Source organism: Bradyrhizobium sp. (genome assembly GCF_030654605.1).
GTDB lineage: Bacteria > Pseudomonadota > Alphaproteobacteria > Rhizobiales > Xanthobacteraceae > Bradyrhizobium.
Genome location: NZ_JAURXB010000094.1, coordinates 38826 through 60176, shown reverse-complemented (window position 1 = coordinate 60176; position 21351 = coordinate 38826). Strand labels below are relative to the sequence as shown.

23 protein-coding genes and 1 pseudogene are annotated in these 21351 nt (G+C 63.7%); 12 read left to right on the top strand and 12 right to left on the bottom strand.

Features of this window, described 5'->3' with window-relative positions; genetic code table 11:
- The 7 genes from Q7U29_RS10110 to urtA all read right to left on the bottom strand — a co-directional run.
- Window positions 1-150, bottom strand: a 150-nt coding sequence (locus tag Q7U29_RS10110; protein WP_304740949.1) for an urease subunit gamma, incomplete at its 3' end; no start/stop codon positions are given.
- Window positions 151-176: 26 nt separating this feature from the next.
- Complete coding sequence (locus Q7U29_RS10105) at window positions 177-1013, bottom strand: urease accessory protein UreD (protein ID WP_304740945.1); 837 nt, start codon at window positions 1011-1013, stop codon at window positions 177-179.
- A 28-nt stretch (window positions 1014-1041) separates the two neighbouring features.
- A complete protein-coding gene (gene urtE, locus Q7U29_RS10100; protein WP_304740944.1) occupies window positions 1042-1737 on the bottom strand; it encodes an urea ABC transporter ATP-binding subunit UrtE in 696 nt (231 codons plus the stop codon).
- A 162-nt stretch (window positions 1738-1899) separates the two neighbouring features.
- Entirely contained in the window at window positions 1900-2661 is a 762-nt protein-coding gene (gene urtD / locus Q7U29_RS10095) for an urea ABC transporter ATP-binding protein UrtD (protein WP_304740942.1), read from the bottom strand.
- Between the two features lie 4 nt (window positions 2662-2665).
- Window positions 2666-3841 carry an urea ABC transporter permease subunit UrtC gene (gene urtC, locus Q7U29_RS10090; protein WP_304740940.1) on the bottom strand — a complete coding sequence of 392 codons (1176 nt, stop codon included), beginning with the start codon at window positions 3839-3841 and terminating at the stop codon, window positions 2666-2668.
- A gap of 175 nt (window positions 3842-4016) precedes the next feature.
- The gene (gene urtB / locus Q7U29_RS10085; RefSeq protein WP_370691726.1) at window positions 4017-5618 is read right to left on the bottom strand and encodes an urea ABC transporter permease subunit UrtB; all 1602 of its coding nucleotides are present in this window, start codon (window positions 5616-5618) and stop codon (window positions 4017-4019) included.
- A 96-nt stretch (window positions 5619-5714) separates the two neighbouring features.
- Entirely contained in the window at window positions 5715-7034 is a 1320-nt protein-coding gene (gene urtA / locus Q7U29_RS10080) for an urea ABC transporter substrate-binding protein (protein WP_304740936.1), read from the bottom strand.
- Between the two features lie 555 nt (window positions 7035-7589).
- Between urtA and Q7U29_RS10075 the strand changes: the two genes are divergently transcribed.
- The 3 genes from Q7U29_RS10075 (at window position 7590) to Q7U29_RS10065 (ending at window position 9823) form a co-directional block, all read left to right on the top strand.
- Entirely contained in the window at window positions 7590-9035 is a 1446-nt protein-coding gene (locus Q7U29_RS10075; RefSeq protein WP_304740935.1) for a DEAD/DEAH box helicase, read from the top strand.
- Between the two features lie 24 nt (window positions 9036-9059).
- Window positions 9060-9341: a translation initiation factor IF-1 gene (gene infA, locus Q7U29_RS10070; RefSeq protein WP_143575210.1), complete on the top strand. Its 282-nt coding sequence runs from the start codon at window positions 9060-9062 to the stop codon at window positions 9339-9341.
- Window positions 9342-9610: 269 nt separating this feature from the next.
- A complete protein-coding gene (locus Q7U29_RS10065; protein ID WP_011474122.1) occupies window positions 9611-9823 on the top strand; it encodes a cold-shock protein in 213 nt (70 codons plus the stop codon).
- A gap of 130 nt (window positions 9824-9953) precedes the next feature.
- On the opposite strand, the gene Q7U29_RS10060 is transcribed toward Q7U29_RS10065, so the two are convergent.
- The 5 genes from Q7U29_RS10060 to Q7U29_RS10040 all read right to left on the bottom strand — a co-directional run bounded on the left by Q7U29_RS10060 (window position 9954) and on the right by Q7U29_RS10040 (window position 12819).
- Complete coding sequence (locus tag Q7U29_RS10060) at window positions 9954-10520, bottom strand: TadE/TadG family type IV pilus assembly protein (protein ID WP_304740932.1); 567 nt, start codon at window positions 10518-10520, stop codon at window positions 9954-9956.
- A 48-nt stretch (window positions 10521-10568) separates the two neighbouring features.
- Entirely contained in the window at window positions 10569-11141 is a 573-nt protein-coding gene (locus tag Q7U29_RS10055; RefSeq protein ID WP_304740930.1) for a TadE/TadG family type IV pilus assembly protein, read from the bottom strand.
- A 10-nt stretch (window positions 11142-11151) separates the two neighbouring features.
- Window positions 11152-11349 (bottom strand): hypothetical protein, encoded by a 198-nt coding sequence (locus Q7U29_RS10050; RefSeq protein WP_304740928.1) that lies wholly within the window; start codon window positions 11347-11349, stop codon window positions 11152-11154.
- Window positions 11349-11795: a pilus assembly protein N-terminal domain-containing protein gene (locus Q7U29_RS10045; protein ID WP_304740926.1), complete on the bottom strand. Its 447-nt coding sequence runs from the start codon at window positions 11793-11795 to the stop codon at window positions 11349-11351. The genes Q7U29_RS10050 and Q7U29_RS10045 overlap by 1 nt, the downstream gene beginning before the upstream one ends.
- A 190-nt stretch (window positions 11796-11985) precedes the next feature.
- Window positions 11986-12819, bottom strand: coding sequence for a sterol desaturase family protein (locus tag Q7U29_RS10040; RefSeq protein WP_304740923.1), 834 nt, complete (start codon window positions 12817-12819; stop codon window positions 11986-11988).
- A 323-nt stretch (window positions 12820-13142) separates the two neighbouring features.
- Between Q7U29_RS10040 and Q7U29_RS10035 the strand changes: the two genes are divergently transcribed.
- The 9 genes and pseudogenes from Q7U29_RS10035 to Q7U29_RS09995 all read left to right on the top strand — a co-directional run bounded on the left by Q7U29_RS10035 (window position 13143) and on the right by Q7U29_RS09995 (window position 21343).
- Window positions 13143-13307 carry a Flp family type IVb pilin gene (locus tag Q7U29_RS10035; RefSeq protein ID WP_304740921.1) on the top strand — a complete coding sequence of 55 codons (165 nt, stop codon included), beginning with the start codon at window positions 13143-13145 and terminating at the stop codon, window positions 13305-13307.
- A gap of 80 nt (window positions 13308-13387) precedes the next feature.
- Window positions 13388-13534 carry a hypothetical protein gene (locus tag Q7U29_RS10030; RefSeq protein ID WP_304740919.1) on the top strand — a complete coding sequence of 49 codons (147 nt, stop codon included), beginning with the start codon at window positions 13388-13390 and terminating at the stop codon, window positions 13532-13534.
- A gap of 101 nt (window positions 13535-13635) precedes the next feature.
- Entirely contained in the window at window positions 13636-14160 is a 525-nt protein-coding gene (locus Q7U29_RS10025; RefSeq protein WP_304740917.1) for a prepilin peptidase, read from the top strand.
- A gap of 127 nt (window positions 14161-14287) precedes the next feature.
- Entirely contained in the window at window positions 14288-15082 is a 795-nt protein-coding gene (gene cpaB / locus Q7U29_RS10020) for a Flp pilus assembly protein CpaB (RefSeq protein WP_304740915.1), read from the top strand.
- Window positions 15083-15099: 17 nt separating this feature from the next.
- On the top strand, window positions 15100-16557 hold the full coding sequence (locus tag Q7U29_RS10015) for a type II and III secretion system protein family protein (protein ID WP_304740947.1): 1458 nt from the start codon (window positions 15100-15102) through the stop codon (window positions 16555-16557).
- Window positions 16558-16578: 21 nt separating this feature from the next.
- A complete protein-coding gene (locus Q7U29_RS10010) occupies window positions 16579-17319 on the top strand; it encodes a CpaD family pilus assembly protein (RefSeq protein ID WP_304740913.1) in 741 nt (246 codons plus the stop codon).
- Window positions 17316-18581 carry an AAA family ATPase gene (locus Q7U29_RS10005; RefSeq protein WP_304740911.1) on the top strand — a complete coding sequence of 422 codons (1266 nt, stop codon included), beginning with the start codon at window positions 17316-17318 and terminating at the stop codon, window positions 18579-18581. Before Q7U29_RS10010 ends, Q7U29_RS10005 begins: the two co-directional genes overlap by 4 nt.
- An 18-nt stretch (window positions 18582-18599) precedes the next feature.
- Window positions 18600-20072, top strand: a pseudogene (locus Q7U29_RS10000) (CpaF family protein).
- Window positions 20073-20083: 11 nt separating this feature from the next.
- Window positions 20084-21343, top strand: a complete 1260-nt coding sequence (locus Q7U29_RS09995; RefSeq protein WP_304740910.1) for a type II secretion system F family protein — start codon at window positions 20084-20086, stop codon at window positions 21341-21343.
- Window positions 21344-21351 lie beyond the last annotated feature (8 nt).

Sequence of the window (21351 nt, the reverse complement as noted above, 5' to 3'; positions counted from 1 at the left end):
GCCGTCGCGGGCGCCCTCGACGATGAAATCGGAGATGATGGCGATGGCCTCGGGATGGTTGAGCTTGACGCCGCGCTCCAGCCGGCGCCGCGCCACCATCGCCGCCATCGAGATCAGCAGCTTGTCCTTTTCGCGGGGAGAGAGATTCATGCGAACACTCTATTCAATTGAACGATCTAGTTGAGCCACATACGCGGCAGTGCCACAGCCGAGGCACGGCCAAGCACCGCCATCATGTCGGCGCGCAGCCTTGCCGCATCTTGGGCACAGAAGCGGGCCATTGCAAATCCATTCCAGCTGGAGATACCGACCTCGCCGCTGAGCGAATTTGCCAGCTCGCGAATCCGCTCCAGCAGCGCCTCGTCGCCGGGCACGATCAGCGCGGTGCCGATGGCGACACAGCCTTTGGCGACCGCGGGTTTTGTCATGATGGCGCCGATGTCGCCGTCGAGCCGGACGGTTTCGGCGAACACCAGCCGGCCGCCGCGGCGCAGCCGCCAGCGGTCGACGAATTCGCCATGCAACATGCGCTCGCCCATGGCGGCACGGCCGAACACCACGATCTCGCAGAGCAACAGCGAGGCGCCTTCGGCGAGGTCGATATCGATCCGCCGAAAAACCCGCGCGCGGTCGAACAGGATGGTTTCCTGCGGCAGCCAGCTCAAATGCGCGCCGGACGCGGCCTTCAGGGTGATGTTGACTTCCGCGGCCGGCCCCTGCGCCCGGTAGACCTTTTCCGCCGCCGCCGTGGTCACCGCGAGGCTGGAGCCCTCGCCGACCGCGATGTCGATATCGAAGCGGTCGCCGCCGGCGATGCCGCCGGCGGTATTGACGAACATGGCCGAGAGGCCCTCCGCCTCGGGGGACGGAAAGCGCACGCGCAACGAGCCTGATTCATGCAGCTGGCGGCGGCGGGTGACGCCTTCGACCTGGTGCACGTCGAACGTCACCGAGCCCTGCGCCCGGTTGGCCGCGAAGATCGCCGAGGCAGCACTGGTGGGTTCGGTCCGCATCCGCCCTCAAAATCTTCGCAACGCCGGTTTACAACGCCATCTGGCGGCTGATTTCAGCAGGATCCATCGCGCTGCGATCGCAGGCATATTTCACGGCGCCCCGGTCCATCACCGCAAAATTGTCGCCGAGCTCGCAGGCAAAGTCGAGATATTGTTCGACCAGCACGATCGCCATGGTGCCGAGGCTGCGCAGATAGGAGATGGCGCGGCCGATGTCCTTGATGATCGACGGCTGGATGCCCTCGGTCGGCTCGTCGAGCAGCAGCAGTTTCGGCCGCATCACCAGCGCCCGGCCGATCGCCAGTTGCTGCTGCTGGCCGCCGGACAGATCGCCGCCGCGGCGTCCCAGCATCGTATCCAGCACCGGAAACAGCGAGAACACGTCGTCGGGAATGCTGCGGTCGTCGCGCTTCAATGGCCCGAAGCCGGTCTTGAGGTTTTCCTCCACCGTCAACAGCGGAAAGATCTCGCGGCCCTGCGGCACGAAGCCGATGCCCTTGCGCGCCCGCTCATAGGGTTTCAGGCCGGAAATATCGACGCCGTCGAAGGTGATGGAGCCGGAGGCGATCGGATACTGGCCGACCATGGCGCGCAGCAGCGAGGTCTTGCCGACGCCGTTGCGGCCCAGCACGCAGGTCACCTTGCCGGGCTCGGCCGTGATCGAGACGCCGCGCAGCGCCTGGGCGGCACCGTAGTAGAGGCTGATGTTGTCGACTTTCAGCATGGCCTGGACCTCTCGTGTCCCGCGCGCGGTGCAGCACGGCGTGATGCACCGCAGATGCGGGACCCATAACTTTGAACGCGTGCAACATGGGTCCCGGTTCTACAGCGCATCACTGCGTGCTGCGCTGTGCCCGGGACACGGAATGGGAGATCTGCTTTCACTTCATCGCCCCAAATACACTTCGATCACGCGCTCGTTCGACGAAACCTGATCGATGGTCCCCTCGGCCAGCACGGTGCCTTCGTGCAGGCAGGTCACCTTGACGCCGAGTTCGCGCACGAAGGTCATGTCGTGCTCGACCACCATGATGGTCTTGTCCTTGTTGATTTCCTTCAGGAGCTCGGCGGTCTGGTGGGTTTCGACGTCGGTCATTCCGGCGACGGGCTCGTCGACCAGCAGCAGCTTCGGGTCCTGCGCCAGCAGCATGCCGATCTCCAGCCATTGCTTCTGGCCGTGCGACAGGCTGCCGGCCAGTTTGTGGCGCGCATCCTTCAGGCGGATGGTTTCCAGCACGCGCTCGATACGCTCGGACTCGTCTTTGGTCTCGCGCCAGAACAGCGTGCCCCTGACGCTGTGGTCGACATTGAGCGCCAGCAGCAGATTGTCCTGGATGGTCTGGCTCTCGAACACCGTCGGCTTCTGGAATTTGCGGCCAATGCCGAGTTCGGCGATCCGGGTCTCGTCGAGCCGGGTCAGGTCGGTGATGCCGTCGAACAGCACCTCGCCCTCGTCCGGCCTGGTCTTGCCGGTGATGATGTCCATCATCGTGGTCTTGCCGGCGCCGTTGGGGCCGATGATGGCGCGCATCTCGCCGGGCTCGAGCGTCAGCGACAGATTGTTGATGGCGTGAAAGCCGTCGAACGAGACGTGCACGCCGTCCAGATAGAGCAGCGCCGAGGTGGTACGGGTTGGCAAGGCGTTCATGCGCTCACTCCGCCGGGTTCGGTTTGCTGACGCTGACGCCGTCTTCGAGCGCGGCACTCTCGGCATTGGCCGCGATGCGCTGCGCCTTCCACGGCTCCCACCAGGCGTTGAAGGTGCCGATGATGCCCTTCGGCAGCAGCAGCGTCACCAGGATGAACAGCGCCCCCAGCATGAACAGCCAGTACGGCGCCAGCGGACCCGAGGTGAATACGGTCTTGGCGTAGTTGACCACGACGGCGCCCAGCGCCGCCCCGATCAGCGTGCCGCGTCCGCCGACCGCGACCCAGATCACCGCCTCGATCGAATTGCCCGGCGCGAACTCGCCGGGATTGATGATGCCGACCTGCGGCACATAGAGCGCGCCGGCGACGCCGGCCATGCAGGCCGACAGCGTGAACACGAACAGCTTGTAGGATTCGACGCGGTAGCCCAAGAATCGCGTGCGGGATTCGGCGTCGCGCACCGCGATCAGCACCTTGCCGAGTTTCGACGTCACCACCGCGCGGCAGATCAGGAAGGCAATGATCAGTGCCAGACAGCTCAGCAGGAACAAGGCCGCGCGGGTGCCGTCCGCCTGGACGTTGAAGCCCAGAATGTCCTTGAAATCGGTCAGGCCGTTGTTGCCGCCAAAGCCGAAATCGTTGCGGAAGAACGCCAGCAGCAGCGCGTAAGTCATCGCCTGCGTGATGATCGAGAGATAGACGCCGGTGACGCGGGAGCGAAATGCCAGCCAGCCGAAGCAGAAGGCCAATAGCCCCGGCACCAGCAGCACCATCACGGCCGCGAACCAGAACGTATCGAATCCGTACCAGTACCAGGGCAGTTCCGGATAGTTCAGGAACACCATGAAATCCGGCAGGATCGGATTGCCGTAGACGCCGCGGCTGCCGATCTGGCGCATCAGATACATGCCCATCGCATAGCCGCCGAGCGCGAAGAACGCGCCGTGACCGAGCGAGAGGATGCCGCAATAGCCCCAGATCAGGTCGATCGACAGCGCCAGGATGGCGTAGCAGACATATTTGCCGAACAGCGCCACCAGATAGGTCGGCACCTGGAACATCGAACCCGCCGGCAACAGCAGGTTGGACAGCGGGATCAGGATGCCGACCGCCGCGACCACTGCGAGGAAGATGGTCGCGCTGCGATCCAGCGAACGCGTGAGCACGTGCGGCATCATGTGCAGTCACCTCTCCCGCTTGCGGGGGAGGTCGCCGCACGAAGTGCGGCGGGTGGGGGAATTCTCTCCACTGGCGCCGGCGCTCGCGGATAGACCCCCACCCCGGCCCTCCCCCGCAAGCGGGAGAGGGGGCGCAGCTGCGATCCGCAGCAGACATCGAATGCAACAACCGGCATCATGCTTCCACCGCCCGGCCCTTGAGCGCGAACAGGCCGCGCGGCCGTTTCTGGATGAACAGGATGATCAGCACCAGGATGGCGATCTTGCCGAGCACGGCGCCGGCGACCGGCTCCAGGAACTTGTTGGCGATGCCGAGCGTGAAGGCGCCGACCAGCGTGCCCCAGAGGTTACCGACGCCGCCGAACACCACCACCATGAAGGAGTCGATGATATAGCTCTGGCCGAGATTGGGGCTGACATTGTCGATCTGCGACAGCGCCACGCCGGCGATGCCGGCGATGCCGGAGCCGAGGCCGAAGGTCAGCGCGTCGACACGCGAGGTCGCGATCCCCATCGATGCCGCCATCCGGCGGTTTTGCGTGACCGCGCGCATCTCCAGCCCGAGCGCGGTATAGCGCAGCATGGCGAGCAGGATGGCGAACACGGCCAGGGTGAAGCAGAGGATCCAGAGCCGGTTGTAGGTAATGGTGACCTGGCCGAGTTCGAACGCGCCGCTCATCCAGGAGGGATTGCCGACCTCGCGGTTGGTGGGACCGAACATGGTGCGCACTGCCTGCTGCAGTACCAGCGACAGGCCCCAGGTCGCCAGCAGCGTTTCCAGCGGACGGCCGTAGAGAAAGCGAATGATGCTGCGCTCGATCAGGATGCCGATCAGGCCCGCGACGATGAAGGCCAGCGGCACCGCCATCAACAGCGAGTAGTCGAACAAATGCGGGAAGCTGGTGCGGATGGTTTCCTGCACCACGAAGGTGACATAGGCCCCGATCATGACCATCTCGCCATGCGCCATGTTGATGACGCCCATCACCCCGAAGGTGATGGCGAGACCGATGGCCGCGAGCAGCAGCACCGAGCCGAGCGACAGCCCGTACCAGGCGTTCTGCACCATCGACCAAAGCGCGAGGCTGCGCTGGATGGCCGCCTTCGCGTTCGCCGCGGCGCTCGCGATCGCGGCCGGCTGATCGCCGGTCAGTCCGGTCAGCAGCGCCATGGCCTCCTGGTCCCCGCGCGCCTTGATGGTGGCGATGGCCTCGAGCTTCTCGCCATCCGTGGCGTCGGGCTTGAACAGCAGGATGGCCGCCCGCGCCTCGGTGAAAGCCAGTTTGGCCGCGTTGACGGTCTCCTTCTTCAGGGCCTCGTCGACCAGCGGCAGCATGGCTTCGTCGTGCGTCTTGAACACCGACTGCGCGGCCTGGATCCGCTTGGCGGGATCGGGCGACAGCAGCGTCAGTCCGCCCAGCGCGGCCTCCACGCTACGGCGCAGGCGGTTGTTGAGGCGCACGGCGGCGGCGCCGTCAGGCAGCTTTTCCACCGCGGCCCCGGTCGCGGCATCGATGATCTTGCCGTCGGGCTGGGTGACATAGACCTTCTTGCTGTCGGGATCGGCCATCAGCCGGCCGTCCTGCAGCGCGCTGATAATGGCAAAGGCCAGCGGATTGCCTGATGTGGCAACCGCGCCGATCGCTTCGTCGGTATCGGAAAATTCGTCGTTGGCGAACTTGCCGATCGCATCCTCGAACGGACCGGCGAGCGCAGGCGATGCGACGGCGGCGATCAACAGAAGCGAGAGGACAAGCGCACGAAAACGGTCAAGCACGTTGGCAAACACTGGACGACCCCGGCAGGAGTTAAGGAGAAGGCGGCATTGGCGCCGCCTTCTCCAGTCGCTTGGTCTCTTGGTATCAGCAGCAGATCAGGAACCCTGACCGCCGCACTTGTTGGTCTTGGTGTTGTAGTTGCCGCACTTCTTGCCAACCCAGTCGCCGATCAGGTCCTTGGAGCCGTCGAGCTCCTTCGACCATGCATCGCCGGCCACCAGGCCCGGGGTCTTCCACACCACGTCGAACTGGCCGTTGGCTTTGATTTCGCCAATGAACACCGGCTTGGTGATGTGATGGTTCGGAAGCATCTTGGAGGTGCCGCCGGTCAGGTTCTTGGCTTCGATGCCGGGCAGCGCGTCGATCACCTTGTCGGCGTCGACCGACTTCACCTTCTCGACCGCCTTGACCCACATATCGAAACCGATGACGTGTGCTTCCATCGGATCGTTGGTCACGCGCTTCGGGTTCTTGGTGTAGGCCTGCCATGCCTTGATGAACTTCTCGTTGGCCGGGTCCTTGATCGACTGGAAGTAGTTCCAGGCGGCGAGATGGCCGAGCAGCGGCTTGGTGTCGATGCCGGCGAGTTCCTCCTCGCCGACCGAGAAGGCGACGACCGGGATGTCGGTGGCCTTGATGCCCTGGTTGCCGAGTTCCTTGTAGAACGGAACGTTGGCGTCGCCGTTGATGGTCGAGACCACCGCGGTCTTCTTGCCAGTGGAGCCGAACTTCTTGATGTCGGCGACGATGGTCTGCCAGTCGGAATGACCGAACGGCGTGTAGTTGATCATGATGTCTTCCTGCTTGACGCCCTTCGACTTCAAGTAGGCTTCGAGGATCTTGTTGGTGGTGCGCGGATAGACGTAGTCGGTGCCGGCCAGCACCCAGCGCTTCACCTTCTCGTCCTTCATCAAATAGTCGACCGCGGGGATCGCCTGCTGGTTCGGCGCAGCACCCGTGTAGAACACGTTGCGCTCGCTCTCCTCGCCCTCGTACTGCACCGGATAGAACAGGATCGAATTCAGTTCCTTGAACACCGGCAGCACGGACTTGCGCGACACCGAGGTCCAGCAGCCGAACACCACCGAAACCTTGTTCTTGGTGATGAGCTCGCGGGCCTTTTCGGCGAACAGCGGCCAGTTCGACGCGGGATCCACCACCACGGCCTCGAGCTTCTTGCCGAGGACGCCGCCCTTCTTGTTCTGCTCGTCGATCAGGAAGAGGACCGTATCCTTCAGCGTGGTTTCGCTGATGGCCATGGTGCCGGAAAGTGAATGCAGGACGCCGACCTTGATGGTCTCCTGTGCCTTGACGCCGGTAACACCTGCCAGACCGAGAACCAGGCCGGCGGTCGCTGCCAGCCAACGCCGACGGCTGAAGGGCTTCGATATATCGTGAGTCAATTGAGTAAGCATGAGGTGTCATCTCCCTGACGCAGACGTTAAAACGCTACGAAACGGCCCCACGGCCGCCTGCATTAACGGAATCGCAAGAACTGTGCCACCTGCGTCAATCTGGCTAACATAATGGCATCGTTGATGAATTTTGACACTCGCCGCGAAATAGCCGAAGTTTCTGCCTTATTTTTAGGCTGAAGAACTGTATGCTTGAGTGGCATACTGTTTAATTTGTGAGCAAACCTGCTGTTTTGGCTAAATTTCCGGCAGGATTATTTCTGCGCTGCAGCGCGTGAAACACCCCCAATCCGTCCGCAAACCGGGGTCTTTGCCCACCCCTTAACCGCGTGCGGGGATCGTCACGCGATTCACCTTGAAAGCGCCGCGTTCGTGTTCCATATGACTGTCACGACCCAGGGAATCACCGGGTCACTGCGAGCCGCGTGTTCTGAGCCCGTCCAACGGTTTCTGGCTTGCCCCTTCAGCTAACCAAAACCGACGCCCCAAACACGCGGGTGTCTCTGACACCCTCGCGCGCTCCTGGCTGAAACCGCCGGGCGCCTGCCTTTTATAATGGAAAGTACCCACCTTTTGACCTCCTTTCAGGATTTCGGCCTCGCCGATCCCATCTCGCGTGCGCTCGTGGAAGAGAACTATCTGACGCCCACGCCCATCCAGGTTCAAACCATCCCCATCGCAATTACCGGCCGCGACGTCGTCGGTATCGCCCAGACCGGCACCGGCAAGACCGCGGCCTTCGCGCTGCCGATCCTGCACCGCATTCTGGAGAACCGCATCAAGCCGCAGCCCAAGACCTGCCGCGTACTGGTGCTCTCGCCCACCCGTGAACTGTCCGGACAGATCCTCGACAGCTTCAATGCCTATGGCCGCCACATCCGCCTCACCTCGGCGCTGGCGATCGGCGGCGTGCCGATGGGCCGCCAGGTCCGTTCGATCATGCAGGGCGTCGAAGTCCTGGTGGCGACGCCCGGCCGCCTGCTCGACCTCGTGCAGAGCAACGGCCTGAAACTCGGACAGGTCGAGTTCCTCGTGCTCGACGAAGCCGACCGCATGCTGGACATGGGCTTCATCAACGACATCCGGAAGGTCGTCGCCAAACTGCCGATCAAGCGGCAGACGCTGTTCTTCTCGGCCACCATGCCGAAAGACATCGCCGAGCTCGCCGAAGCGATGCTGCGCGACCCGGCGCGGGTCGCCGTGACGCCGGTGGCCTCGACCGTCGAACGCATCACCCAGCGCATCATCCAGGTCGACCACTCCAACAAGCCTACCTTCCTGGCCAACCTCCTGAAGAGCGAGACGGTCAACCGCGCGCTGGTCTTCACCCGCACCAAGCATGGCGCCGACAAGGTGGTGAAGAGCCTGGCCCGCGCCGGCATCACCGCCGACGCCATTCACGGCAACAAGTCGCAGAACCACCGCGAGCGGGTGCTGGCGGCATTCCGCACCGGCGAGATCCGCACCCTGGTCGCCACCGACATTGCCGCCCGCGGCATCGACGTCGACGGCATCAGCCACGTGGTGAACTTCGATCTGCCCAACATTCCCGAGACCTACGTCCACCGCATCGGCCGCACCGCGCGCGCCGGCGCCGAGGGCATTGCGATCTCGCTGATCGCGGGCGCCGAGGAAATGGGCTATCTGCGCGACATCGAAAAGCTGATCCGCATCGCTCTTCCGCGCGAAGATCACCGCACCCCCGGCCATCGCGAAGCCGCACCGCCGCCGGCGCAGCATCGCGGGGCACGATCCGGACCGCGCTCCCATGCGGGCCGAGGCAACGAAGCCGCACCGGCCTCGAAAGGCCCTCGCCGCAACCGCCGTCCCGGTGGTAATGGTGGCGCGCCACAGACCAACCGCCACGAGACCAGCCGGCAGGAGCCGTCCCGTCCGCCGGCGCAGGCGAGCGGCAAGGCCGAAGGGATGCAAGGGGTTGCGTTTTTGCATCGCGAAAGCCGTCCGAATACAAGACCCAACCGCACCCAACGACCGCGCTGATCGTCGATCGATCTGGAGACAACCATGGCTAAAGAAGAGCTGATCCAGTTCGAAGGACTGGTCACCGAAATCCTCCCCGATGCACGCTATCGCGTGCAGCTCGACGCAGGACACGAGATCGTCGCCTACACCGCGGGCAAGATGAAAAAGAACCGGATCAAGACGCTGGCGGGCGATCGGGTGACGATCGAGATGTCGCCTTACGATCTGGAAAAAGGCCGGCTGATCTTCCGCCACAAGGACGAGCGTCCGGGTGGCGGAGCGCCTCGCGGTGCACCGCCGCGCGGTCAATTCCGCCGCCGCTAGAACCACCCGGACCGCGTGGCAAAACCATGGCGGTCAAGTGGACAATGGCCTCCAACAGCGATCCCGGACGCGATCAAAAAATCGTGCACGTCAGGATTGTTTTGGGGGCTATTTTGCAATAATATAACCCTATCGATTTTCGGCCGGACGACATTAGCTATCCACCGGTACAGCCGGTTTAGACGCTGACGACCCTTCCAAAAATTCGATCTCACCAGCCCGCCGCAAGTGGGCTTCTACTATATCTATCTTGAGAAGGGACTACCCCCGTGAGCATGGGAACCGTGAAGTGGTTTAACGCGACCAAGGGCTTCGGCTTCATTCAACCGGATGACGGTGGCAACGACGTGTTCGTGCACATCAGCGCCGTAGAGCGCGCCGGCCTTGGCACGCTGCGTGAAGGCCAGAAGATCAGCTACGAGATCGTGGCCGATCGCCGCTCTGGCAAGTCTTCGGCCGACAATCTGCGCGCCGCTGGCTAACGGATATCCGTTCGGGCGCTGCCCGGGGAAATCCGACCTGACTAATGTGAAAGGCCGCGCCCGGTGCGCGGCCTTTTTTATTCGTGCGCCAGCTTCGACCGATACCGGTCCAGATCGGACGAGCCTGCGGTCACGAGGTCGGACAGTTAGGGAGCGAACCGGAACTCGGCGTCGGGTAGATCACGCAGGTCGACTGCCGCGGACGGGTATAGGCGACGTCGGTCAGATTGACCCCGGCCGGCGCCATCACCTTGCCGACCGCCGGCACATAGCGATAGCTGACCTCGCTGAAGATCAGATAGGTGCCGGAAACCTTGAGCTCGCTCGGTATCGTGATCGTGCTTCCCGGCGCACGTGGCGCCGAACCCCGGCTCCACATCACCTTCACCACCAGCGATCCGGGGACGACGTACAATTCGGAAATCGTCGATAGCGTCGGCGTCGGCGAATAGGGCGTCATGATTCCCTTGCTGGCGGCGAAGAAGCCGGTCAGGTCGGTGTCGTTGACCGACGTCGACTGCGACGTCAGATCGGACAGCGTTCGCGCCATCAGCGTCACCTTGCGATCGACCGCAACGCCGGATGAAAACTCCACCGTGCCGAAGAACATCACCAGCATGACCGGCACGATGACGGCGAATTCGGTCGCAGCGATACCGCTGCGATCCGCGAGCATCCTCGCGGCTGTGCGACGCATGCGAAGCCAGATTGGCAATATCGAGATCGTTTTCATCGCTTTGTCCTGTCAGCAAGGGGCAGTGGCGAGGAAGGGCTCGTTGCGAAATGCGGCGGTCGCGGACAGCAGCCGCTTGCTGCCGGCCAGATTCGAGATGTTGTAGCCGAGCCCGGTGACGAACAGCGGCCATTGATAGAACATCCGCACCACGACGATGTCGCCGCCCTCGCCCGGGCAATAGCTGGTGGGCGGAATGAAGGCCTTGCTGCCATCGATCGGCTCGGTGATCGTGACGTTGGGGAAGGTGGGGTAGCTCTTCACTTCGACATAGAGGTCGTTGCAGTTGAACAGCACCTTGGCAAGAGCGCCGGTCGGGCAAACGACGTTGTCCTTGAACTGCGTCTTGCTGTAATTCGCGGTCTGCGCCTGGCCGGTCATGATCTTGCGCGCGGAGTCCTGCGTGACGGTCTCCAGCACCTGGCCTGCGAAAAACACGATCGCGGTCTCGATGATCGCAAACAGCAGCGCGAAGAACACCGGCGCCACCAGTGCGAATTCGACCGCGGCCGAACCGCGGCGGTTGCGGCGAAACCTGTGCAATGCGGCTCTGAACGAGCCTGGTGCGGCAGCGGGCAACGACATCGAACAATCCTCAAATCGCGGCGGCAATTTCCTGCCCGCGAGGTTTAGCTGAAACAGATTGTTGAAGTGTTTCGCCGGATCGAAGCAGGGTGACCCGCATTGTTAACCCGGCCTTAACCAATTTCGGCGTGGCCCTTGCGCCGCGATTTGCCGTGCCGGGCGCCATCACGGCATGACGTGTCGCCGCGACGCCTGACAGCGCGGACATCAGTTCTGCGCTTTGCTCGCTGCCGCGGCGGCGCCGCTGGCCTGGTTGGAGAGCGAGCCGGCCTGATCGATCGCGGCCTTGAAGTAGTTCTCGCCGTCGCCCAGCGTAACCCGGCGCTGGCAGATCGGCTGGCAGCTCCAGGATTCGCGTTCGACGCCGCGATAGACCGTGACAAGCTGCTGGTCGGTCGGACCTTCGACCTGGATGATGCGGTCGACCAGGATATCGCCGGCACGGTCCATGGCGATGAAGTTGGTGGCGCCGTAGCCCTTGCCGGTGACGACGATGATGCCGCCGCTCTGCAGCGCAACGTCGGCGATCAGGGGATTGCCGACCACGATGGTGGCGACCTTGCTGGGGAGCTTGACCAGTTTGGCCTGATCGACATTGACGAGGACGGTGTCGGCCGCAGGCGCGGCCAGGGCCGCTGCTGGCCACAGCAGCATTCCGATCGCAAGCGAGCGAAATGAAGAAAGCGCGCGTGAGCGCATACGCAAGCAACTGAACGACATACTCTACCCCGGGGCGTTGACGAGCCGGCAAAAGCGATACGCAGCGGAACCGGCGCCCTACGGGGCAAATCTGACCTTAATGTGTGAACGAAGTGCAAACGGCGGCGAGATCCGCCGCAACCACCTACGACTGCCGGAACGGATAGGCCAGCTGCCCCGCAATCTCGGTCGGAAACGTCGCCTGGTCATCGACGCCGTAATGGTCGGGCAGCTCGTTTTCCGGCATCCGGTAGGTCCCGAACAGGATGTCCCAGAGCGGAAAAGTGCCGGCAAAATTGGTGTTGCCGCCCTCTTCCAGCGCGGTGTGATGCCAGCGGTGGAACACCGGGGTGGCGAGCACGTATTTGAACGGGCCGAGCGTCCAGTTCAGGTTGGCGTGCACGAACGCCGAATGGAACATGTTGAAGGGCGCGACCCAGAGCATGACGTTGGGAGAAATGCCGGCGATCAGCAGGAATACGTCGACCAGGATGGTTCCCAGGAACAGGTTGACGGGGTGGAAGCGCGCCGCGGAAATCCAGTCCAGTTCCTCGGACGAGTGATGGACGGCGTGGTACTTCCAGAAATCGCCCCGGTGAAACATCCGGTGCAGCCAGTAAAGCATGAAGTCCGACAGCACCAGGAACAGCACCGCCTGGAACCAGAGCGGCAGCTGGGCCAGCGGACCGTGGCCATTGTCGTAGAATGCGATCAACTCGTCGGCGTCATGGATCTTGAAGAAGAGGCCGGCGCCGAGCACCAGCAGCCCGATCCGCAGCACGCGTCCGAACAGGGGAACGAAGAACCAGTAGCAGACGTCGGTGACGAGCTCCTTCTTGCGCCACCACGGCGTTCCCGGATTGCAGGCCCAGAAGTGGGTCAGCACCGAGAACACCACGGCCAGGCCGATCGTGACGGGCACCACCTTGGCGATCGTCTCGCCAAACATCACAACGACTTCAAGGGGCAAATTGGACATGGCAACCTCATCCGCGGGACCCTTTATGGGTACGCGCTCACGCTTAAGGAGCGATGAATCCGCCTTAAGGAGCCGTGAATCCGTAGCCGTCCGCCGGCTTGCAGCCCTTAAATCGAGCCGATCCGGTCATCCGTCGAATTGCAGGCAATCTCTTAATTCCACATTTACTCTGCTCAAGAACTGCCGAATGCCTCGATGTTTACGCGGTCGAATTAACTGCGCCGAAATTTCCCGACCTTAGGGTTGCGCCATGGTCACGGTGCTGAGAACGCCGGTGAGACCAAACGTAAGTCGACCAGCCACGTGTACACATGGAGTTACCTATGAAGAACCTGATTTCGCGTTTCGTGAAGGACGAGTCCGGCGCCACCGCCATCGAGTACGGCCTGATTGCAGCCGGCATCTCGCTCGCGATCATCGCAGTGGTGAACGGCCTCGGTACCAACCTGAACACCAAGTTCACCTCGATCAACAGCTCGCTGAAATAAGCGACTGTTACGGGAAGGCGACAAAGGCCCCGGCGGTTCCGGGGCCTTTGCTGTCTCTATAGAGTGGTGTTGGCGTAAAGATGCGTAAACCGATGACCGCCGCCGCGACGGCCAGAAATGCGGCCCTTCCGGCTGGCAGCCGGGACAGGCGGGCCATGGAACTGGTCTGCCTGGCGCTCGCGCTGGCGCTGCTCGCCATCGTCGTTCGGATCGCCATTATCTGGTGACCGCTCCCGTCGTTTCCTGCCGTTTCCCGATTGTTCATCTCTGACCGCTAGACTCGGGCGATGCTCCGACCTCGCGTCAGCCACACGGGCCGCTCAGTCCCATGATCCTCGATATCGTTCGCCTCTCGCTGTTTCCGGCCCTGATGGCGTTCGCTGCGGCGAGCGATCTCTTCACGATGACGATTTCGAACCGGGTGTCGCTGGCGCTGGCCGCGGGTTTTCTGGCGCTCGCGCTGCTGAGCGGCATGCCATTCCAGGAAATCCTCTCGCATATCGGCGCCGGCTTGACCGTGCTTGTCATCGCCTTTGCATGCTTTGCCATGGGCTGGGTCGGCGGCGGCGACGCCAAGGTGGCGTCCGCGGCGGCACTGTGGTTCGGCTTCGGCCATCTGCTCAACTACCTGCTCTATGCCTCGCTGTTCGGCGGCGCCCTGACATTGCTGTTGCTGCAGTTCCGGCAATGGCCGCTGCCCTGGCAGCTCGCGGGCCAGCCCTGGCTGCTCAAGCTGCACGCCAAGGAGACCGGCATCCCCTACGGCATCGCGCTGGCGATCGGCGCGCTGATGATCTATCCGGAAACCGAATGGATCAAGGCCGTGGACCTCAGCCATTTCGCCATGCGCTGAGCGCGCGTACGGTAAACTCTCGTTAACGCGATTTAGATACGCCTCATTAACCATGCTTTGACGAATAGCTGGTCAACTCCCATCACGGCGACGGAAGCGTCGCGGCGTAATGTGGAAAGTGAAGCGTATGAATACCGCACGCATTGTGGTGCTGACGATCGCTGTCGGAGCCGGAGGCGTGGCCGCATATCTTGCGAGCGGATCCGACAAGGGACCGGCGCCGGCGGAACCGGTCGCCCAGATGCCGACGGTCGACGTTCTCGTCGCCAGGTCCGACATCGGTCTCGGCCAATCGCTCAAGCCCGACGACCTGCAATGGCAGACGTGGCCGGCTTCGTCGAACAGCAACACCTTCATTCGCCGCGGCGAACGTCCCGACGCCACCACGCAGGTGGCGGGATCGATCGCGCGCGCGCCTTTCATCGCCGGCGAACCGATCCGGGAGCAGAAGCTGGTCAGGGCCGACGGATCCGGTTTCATGGCGGCGATCCTGCCCACCGGCATGCGCGCCATTTCCACCGAGATTTCGCCGGAGACCGGCGCCGGCGGCTTCATCCTGCCGAACGACCGCGTCGACGTGATCCTTTCCAAGCGCGAGAAGGGCGCCGACAAGAACGGCGCCGACATCGTCAACTCCGAAATCATCCTGACCAATGTTCGCGTGCTCGCGATCGATCAGGCGCCAAAGGAAAAAGACGGCCAGAACGCCGTGGTCGGCAAGACCGTCACGCTGGAGCTGAAGCCGGAGCAGGCCGAGACGCTGGCGCGCGCGCGCCAGTCCGGCACGCTGGCGCTGGCGCTGCGCAGCATCGCCGACCTCAACATGGTCGAGAACCGGACCGACGATCAAGTTTCCAAGCGTGGCGAAAGCGTCAACGTAGTTCGCTACGGCGTCTCCAGCCCGACGACGATGCAGAAGTGACAATGAGGACGCGCGAAATGAAGTGCAGGGAAAGTCAGCCGGTGATGCGGACCATGATGGTCCGTGCCCTGTCGTTTTCGGCTGTCGCGGCGATGATGCTCAATCAGGCCTTGACGCCGGTGCTGGCGGGCGACTACCGCGTCGCGGCGCCGGTTGCCGCCGACGGCCAGATGAACGCGCGCTTTCTGGCGCTCGGCATCGGAAAATCCATCGTGATCGACCTGCCGCGCGACATCAAGGACGTGCTGGTCGCGGATCCCAAGATCGCCAACGCCGTCGTCCGTTCCTCGCAGCGCGCCTATATCATCGGCGCCGCGGTCGGCCAGACCAACATCGTGTTCTTCGATGCCGCCGGCCAGCAGATCGCGGCCTACGATATCGCCGTCAAGCGCGACCTCAACGGTCTGCGCGCGGCGCTGAAGAGTACGCTGCCGAATGCCGACATCCAGATCGAGGGCATCGGCGACGGCGTCATTCTGACCGGTTCGGCGGCAAACCCGATCGAGGCCCAGCAGGCCGGCGAACTCGCCGCGCGCCTGGCCGGAGGCGCCGAGAAGGTGGTCAATTCGATCGCGGTGCGCGGCCGCGACCAGGTGATGCTGAAGGTCACCGTCGCCGAAGTCGCGCGCAACATCATCAAACAGCTCGGCATCGATCTCTCCGGCACCCTGAATTACGGCACCGCGGTCGTGAATTTCAACAACTCCAACCCCTTCACCGCACTCGGCCGCCCGCTGGTCGCCGGCAACGCCGCAACCGCGGCGTTCGGCTCGTCGGTGTCGGCCACCCTGCGTGCGATGGAGAATGCCGGCGTGGTGCGCACGCTGGCGGAACCGAACCTGACCGCGATCTCCGGCGAGTCCGCGACCTTCATCGCCGGCGGCGAGTTTCCGGTCCCGGCTGGCTACAACTGCGATCCCGTTACCCGTGTCTGCACCACCCAGATCAGCTTCAAGAAGTTCGGCATTTCGCTGAACTTCACCCCGGTGGTGCTGACCGAGGGCCGCATCAGCCTGCGGGTGATGACCGAGGTCTCCGAACTCTCGAACGAGAACGCCATTACGATCAGCCAGGGGTCCGGCAATTCGCTGACGGTCCCCTCGGTCAAGACCCGCCGCGCGGAAACCACGCTTGAAATTCCCTCGGGCGGCGCGATGGCGATGGCCGGCCTGATCCAGGAGCAGACCAAGCAGGCCATCAACGGCCTTCCGGGGCTCGCGCAGCTGCCGGTGCTCGGAACGCTGTTCCGCAGCCGCGACTTCGTCAACAGCCAGACCGAGCTGGTGGTGCTGGTCACGCCCTACATCGTGCGCGCGGTGGCGCAGAAGGACCTGTCGAGGCCGGATGACGGCTTTGCCAATGCGTCGGATCCGCAGGCCGACCTGCTGGGCAGCATCAATCGCATCTACGGCGTTCCGGGCCGCGTCGAACCGGTGCGGAATTATCGCGGCACCTACGGCTTTATTACCGACTGAAGCGGGACGAGGACGAAGACGATGACAATCAAACTACCCCTCGATCGCAGTCGCGCTTTCCGCCTGGCAGGAGCGCTTGTCGGTCTGGCCGTCGTGCTGGGTGCCTGCAGGCATACCGGCGACGTCGCCAGGGCCGAGCCCTTTCCCGACGATTATCGCCATCGCCACCCGATCGCCATCGAGGAAGCCAACCGCTCGGTCGTGATTTTCGTCGGGCAGGCGCGGGGCGGACTCTCCGCCGCGCAGCGCGCCGACGTGATCGGGCTGGGCCAGATCTGGCTGCGCGAAGGCACCGGCGCCATCACCGCCGACGTGCCGGTCGACACGCCGAATGCGCGCGCGGCCGCGGACTCGTTCCGGGAAATTCAGGCGACGCTGGCCGCCGCTGGCGTGCCGGCGCGCGGGGTCGTTGCCCGCCGCTACAAGCCGGATGATCCGCGCACGATGGCGACGATCCGGCTGAACTATCCGAAGATCTCGGCGGTTGCCGGTCCCTGCGGGTTGTGGCCCGAGGATCTCGGTCCCTCGATCAAGAACAGGAGCTATCTCGAAAACAAGCAGTACTACAATTTCGGCTGCGCCTATCAGCGCAACATGGCGGCGATGGTCGACAATCCGGCCGACCTGGTGCAGCCGCGAAGTGAAACACCGGCCTATACGAGCCGGCGCAACATCGCCTTCGACAAGTATCGCAAGGGTACCTCGACCGCGACCGCCTATCCCGAATCCGACAGAGCCAAACTCAGCGATACAGGCAAATGATCAGCTACGCGCGTCAGAACACCGAACAGCAGCCGGACGCATCGCCGCCCGCGGACGATCACATTGCGCCCGCGCCGCGTGTGTCGGTGCAGGCGTTTTGCGAGACCGTGGAAACCGCGGCCGCCGTGCAGTCGGCGGGCGAAGACCGCCGCCTCGGCAAGGCCCATCTCAAGATCCAGATGGGCGGCATGGCCGCTGCCATCGAGGCCTATCGTACCGCGCCCACGCCGAACGTGATCATCCTGGAAACCGAAGGCCGCACCGATATCCTCGCGGGTCTCGATCAACTCGCCACCGTGTGCGACTCCGGAACCCGGGTGGTCGTGATCGGCAAGATCAACGACGTCACGCTGTATCGCGAACTGGTACGCCGCGGCGTCAGCGACTATGTGCTCGCGCCGGTCAACACGCTCGACGTGGTGCGCTCGGTCTGCAATCTGTTCTCGGCGCCGGAGGCCAAGGCTGTCGGCCGCATCATCGCCATCGTCGGTGCCAAGGGCGGCGTCGGCTCCTCCACCATCGCGCACAACGTCGCCTGGGCGATCGCGCGCGACCTGGCGCTGGATTCCGTGGTCGCCGACCTCGACCTCGCATTCGGCACCGCCGGCCTCGACTATAACCAGGATCCGCCGCAGGGCATCGCCGACGCCGTATTCTCGCCGGATCGCGTCGATACCGCCTTCATCGACCGCCTGCTGTCGAAGTGCACCGACCACCTCAGCCTGCTGGCGGCGCCGGCGACGCTGGAGCGGGTCTACGACTTCGGCGCCGAAGCCTTCGATTCGATCTTCGACACGCTTCGCACCACGATGCCGTGCATCGTGCTCGACGTCCCCCATCAATGGTCGGGCTGGACCAAGCGGGCCCTGATCGGCGCCGACGATATCCTGATCGTCGGGGCGCCGGATCTCGCCAATCTGCGCAATACCAAGAATATCTTCGACCTGTTGAAGGCCTCGCGGCCCAACGACCGGACACCGCTCTATTGCCTCAATATGGTCGGCATGCCGAAGCGACCGGAAATCAACGCGGGCGAATTCGCCAAGGCGATCGAGAGCCAGCCGATCGCGTCGATACCCTTCGACCCGCAAATGTTCGGCTCGGCCGCCAACAATGGCCAGATGATCGCGGAAATCAACGCCAGTCATCGCACTACCGAGATCTTTCTGCAGATCGCGCAACGGCTGACAGGCCGCGGCGAGACCAAAAAACCGCGGGGTTCGTTCCTGTCGCCCCTGCTCGAAAAGCTGCGGGCCAAGTAGCCCGCATGGAGTACCGTCGTGTTTGGTAAGCGTAGCGGAACTGAAGGCGATACGCGGGCTGCGAAGCCCGCCGCAGGTGTGTCGTATCCGCCTGTAGCGGCTCCGGCCGCCGTTTCGCGCGAGGCGGCTCCACCCGTCGTATCCTCACCGCCGATCTCCCCGGCGAAATCGGCGCCGCCCGCGCCCGCGATCGATTCGCGGCGGTCGGACGGCTATTACCAGGTCAAGGCCACGATCTTCGGCGCCCTGATCGAAGCCATCGACCTCGCCCAGCTCGCCAAGCTCGACGGCGAATCGGCACGCGAGGAAATCCGCGATATCGTCAACGAGATCATCGCGATCAAGAACATCGTGATGTCGATCGCCGAGCAGGAAGAACTGCTCGACGATATCTGCAACGACGTGCTCGGCTATGGCCCGCTGGAGCCGCTGCTGTCGCGCGACGACATCTCAGACATCATGGTCAACGGCGCCGGAACCGTGTTCATCGAAGTCGCCGGCCGCATTCAAAAGACCGGAATACGCTTCCGCGACAACCAGCAGCTCCTGAATATCTGTCAGCGCATCGTCAGCCAGGTCGGCCGGCGCGTCGACGAATCCTCGCCGATCTGCGACGCCCGCCTCGCCGACGGCAGCCGCGTCAACGCCATCGTGCCGCCGCTGGCGATCGACGGCCCGGCACTGACCATCCGCAAGTTCAAGTAGGACAAGCTGACGCTGGATCAGTTGGTCAAGTTCGGCGCGATCACCCCCGAGGGCGCCGACATCCTGCAGATCATCGGGCGCTGCCGCGCCAACGTGCTGATTTCGGGCGGCACCGGTTCCGGCAAGACGACGCTCTTGAACTGCCTCACCCAGTATATCGACGACGACGAGCGCATCATCACCTGCGAAGACGCCGCCGAACTTCAGCTGCAGCAGCCGCATGTGGTGCGGCTGGAAACCCGGCCGCCCAACATCGAGGGCGAAGGCCAGGTCACGATGCGCGAGCTGGTCCGCAACTGCCTGCGTATGCGGCCCGAACGCATCATCGTCGGCGAAGTCCGCGGACCCGAAGCTTTCGACCTGCTGCAGGCCATGAACACCGGCCACGACGGATCGATGGGGACGCTGCACGCCAACAATCCGCGTGAAGCGCTGTCCCGCTGCGAATCCATGATCACGATGGGCGGATTTTCGCTGCCGTCGCGGACCATCCGCGAGATGATCTGCGCCTCGATCGACGTGGTGATCCAGGCCGCGCGCCTGCGCGACGGTTCGCGCCGCATCACCCACATCACCGAGGTGATGGGCATGGAAGGCGACACCATCATCACCCAGGACCTGTTCATCTACGACATGGTCGGCGAGGATGCCAACGGCCACATCATCGGCCGGCACCGCTCGACCGGTATCGGGCGGCCCCGCTTCTGGGATCGCGCACGATATTACGGCGAAGAGAAGCGGCTGGCGGCAGCGCTCGACGCCGCCGAAGTCGTCGTGGAAGTCTGAGGGAGCGGGCCATGAACATTCAAGCGCTCGCACTGGCCTTTCTCGCCTTCACCGCCATCGGCGGCGTGGCATGGGTGTTTCTGTATCCGCTGCTGTCGGGGCAGCGAAAGGCCGAAAATCGCCGCGCTTCCGTCGCCAGCCCGGAACCGGTCGCCCGCAACGTCGACAAGACGCAGCGCTCGCGCCGCGAGCAGGTCGAAGGGTCGCTGAAGGATCTCGACGCCCGCCGCCAGAAGGACAAGAAGGTTTCGCTGAGCGTCCGCCTCACCCAGGCCGGGCTGGACTGGACGCCCAGGAAATTCGTGACGATCTCGGCCGCTCTGGGATTGGTGACGTTCGCCCTGGTGTTCATGCCGTCGCTCAAGCCTGCGGACAGTACTGGAACAGCTCCGGTCATGGTCGATCCGGAGTCGCCCGGCAGTACCGTCGAACTCGGTCTCGGAAGGTCGTTGGTGATCGATCTGCGGCGCAACGTTTCCAGCGTCCGCTCGAGCGAACCGACGGTCGCAAATGCGAGCGTGCGCTCCGCGCAGCAGATTTTCGTCACCTCCGCCACCGAAGGCCGCGCCAGCATCGTGGCGTTGGACAACACCGGAAAGCCGATCGCAACCTACGACGTCTTCGTCAACGCCGAAGGCGGCATGCGCGGACTGCTGGGCGCGCTGGGCCTCGCATTTGCCGCCGGCTTGGGCCTGCCGCGCTGGACCCTGGGCTATCTCAAGAAACGCCGCGAGAAGGCATTCCTCAAGGCGCTGCCGGACGCCGTCGACGTCATCGTACGCGGCATCAAGGCCGGCCTGCCGTTGTTCGAATCGATCAAGGTGGTCGCCGCCGACGCGCCCGAACCGCTCCGGGGTGAATTCCTGGCCATCATCGAGACCCAGGCGATCGGCATGCCGCTCGGCGATGCCTGCGTGCGCCTGTACGAACGGATGCCGGTGCCGGAAGCGAATTTCTTCGGGATCGTGATTGCGATCCAGCAGAAGTCCGGCGGCAATCTGTCGGAAGCGCTCGGCAACCTGTCGAAGGTGCTGCGCGACCGCAAGCGGATGGCCGAGAAGATCCAGGCGATGTCGATGGAAGCCAAGGCATCCGCCGGCATCATCGGCTCGCTGCCGCCGATCGTCATGCTGCTGGTCTACCTCTCGACCCCCGAATACATCTCGTTGCTGTGGACCCATCCGACCGGCCAGCTGATGCTGGTCGGCTGCGTGATCTGGATGTCCATGGGCATCTTCGTGATGAAGAGAATGATCAACTTCGACTTCTGACGGTGCAG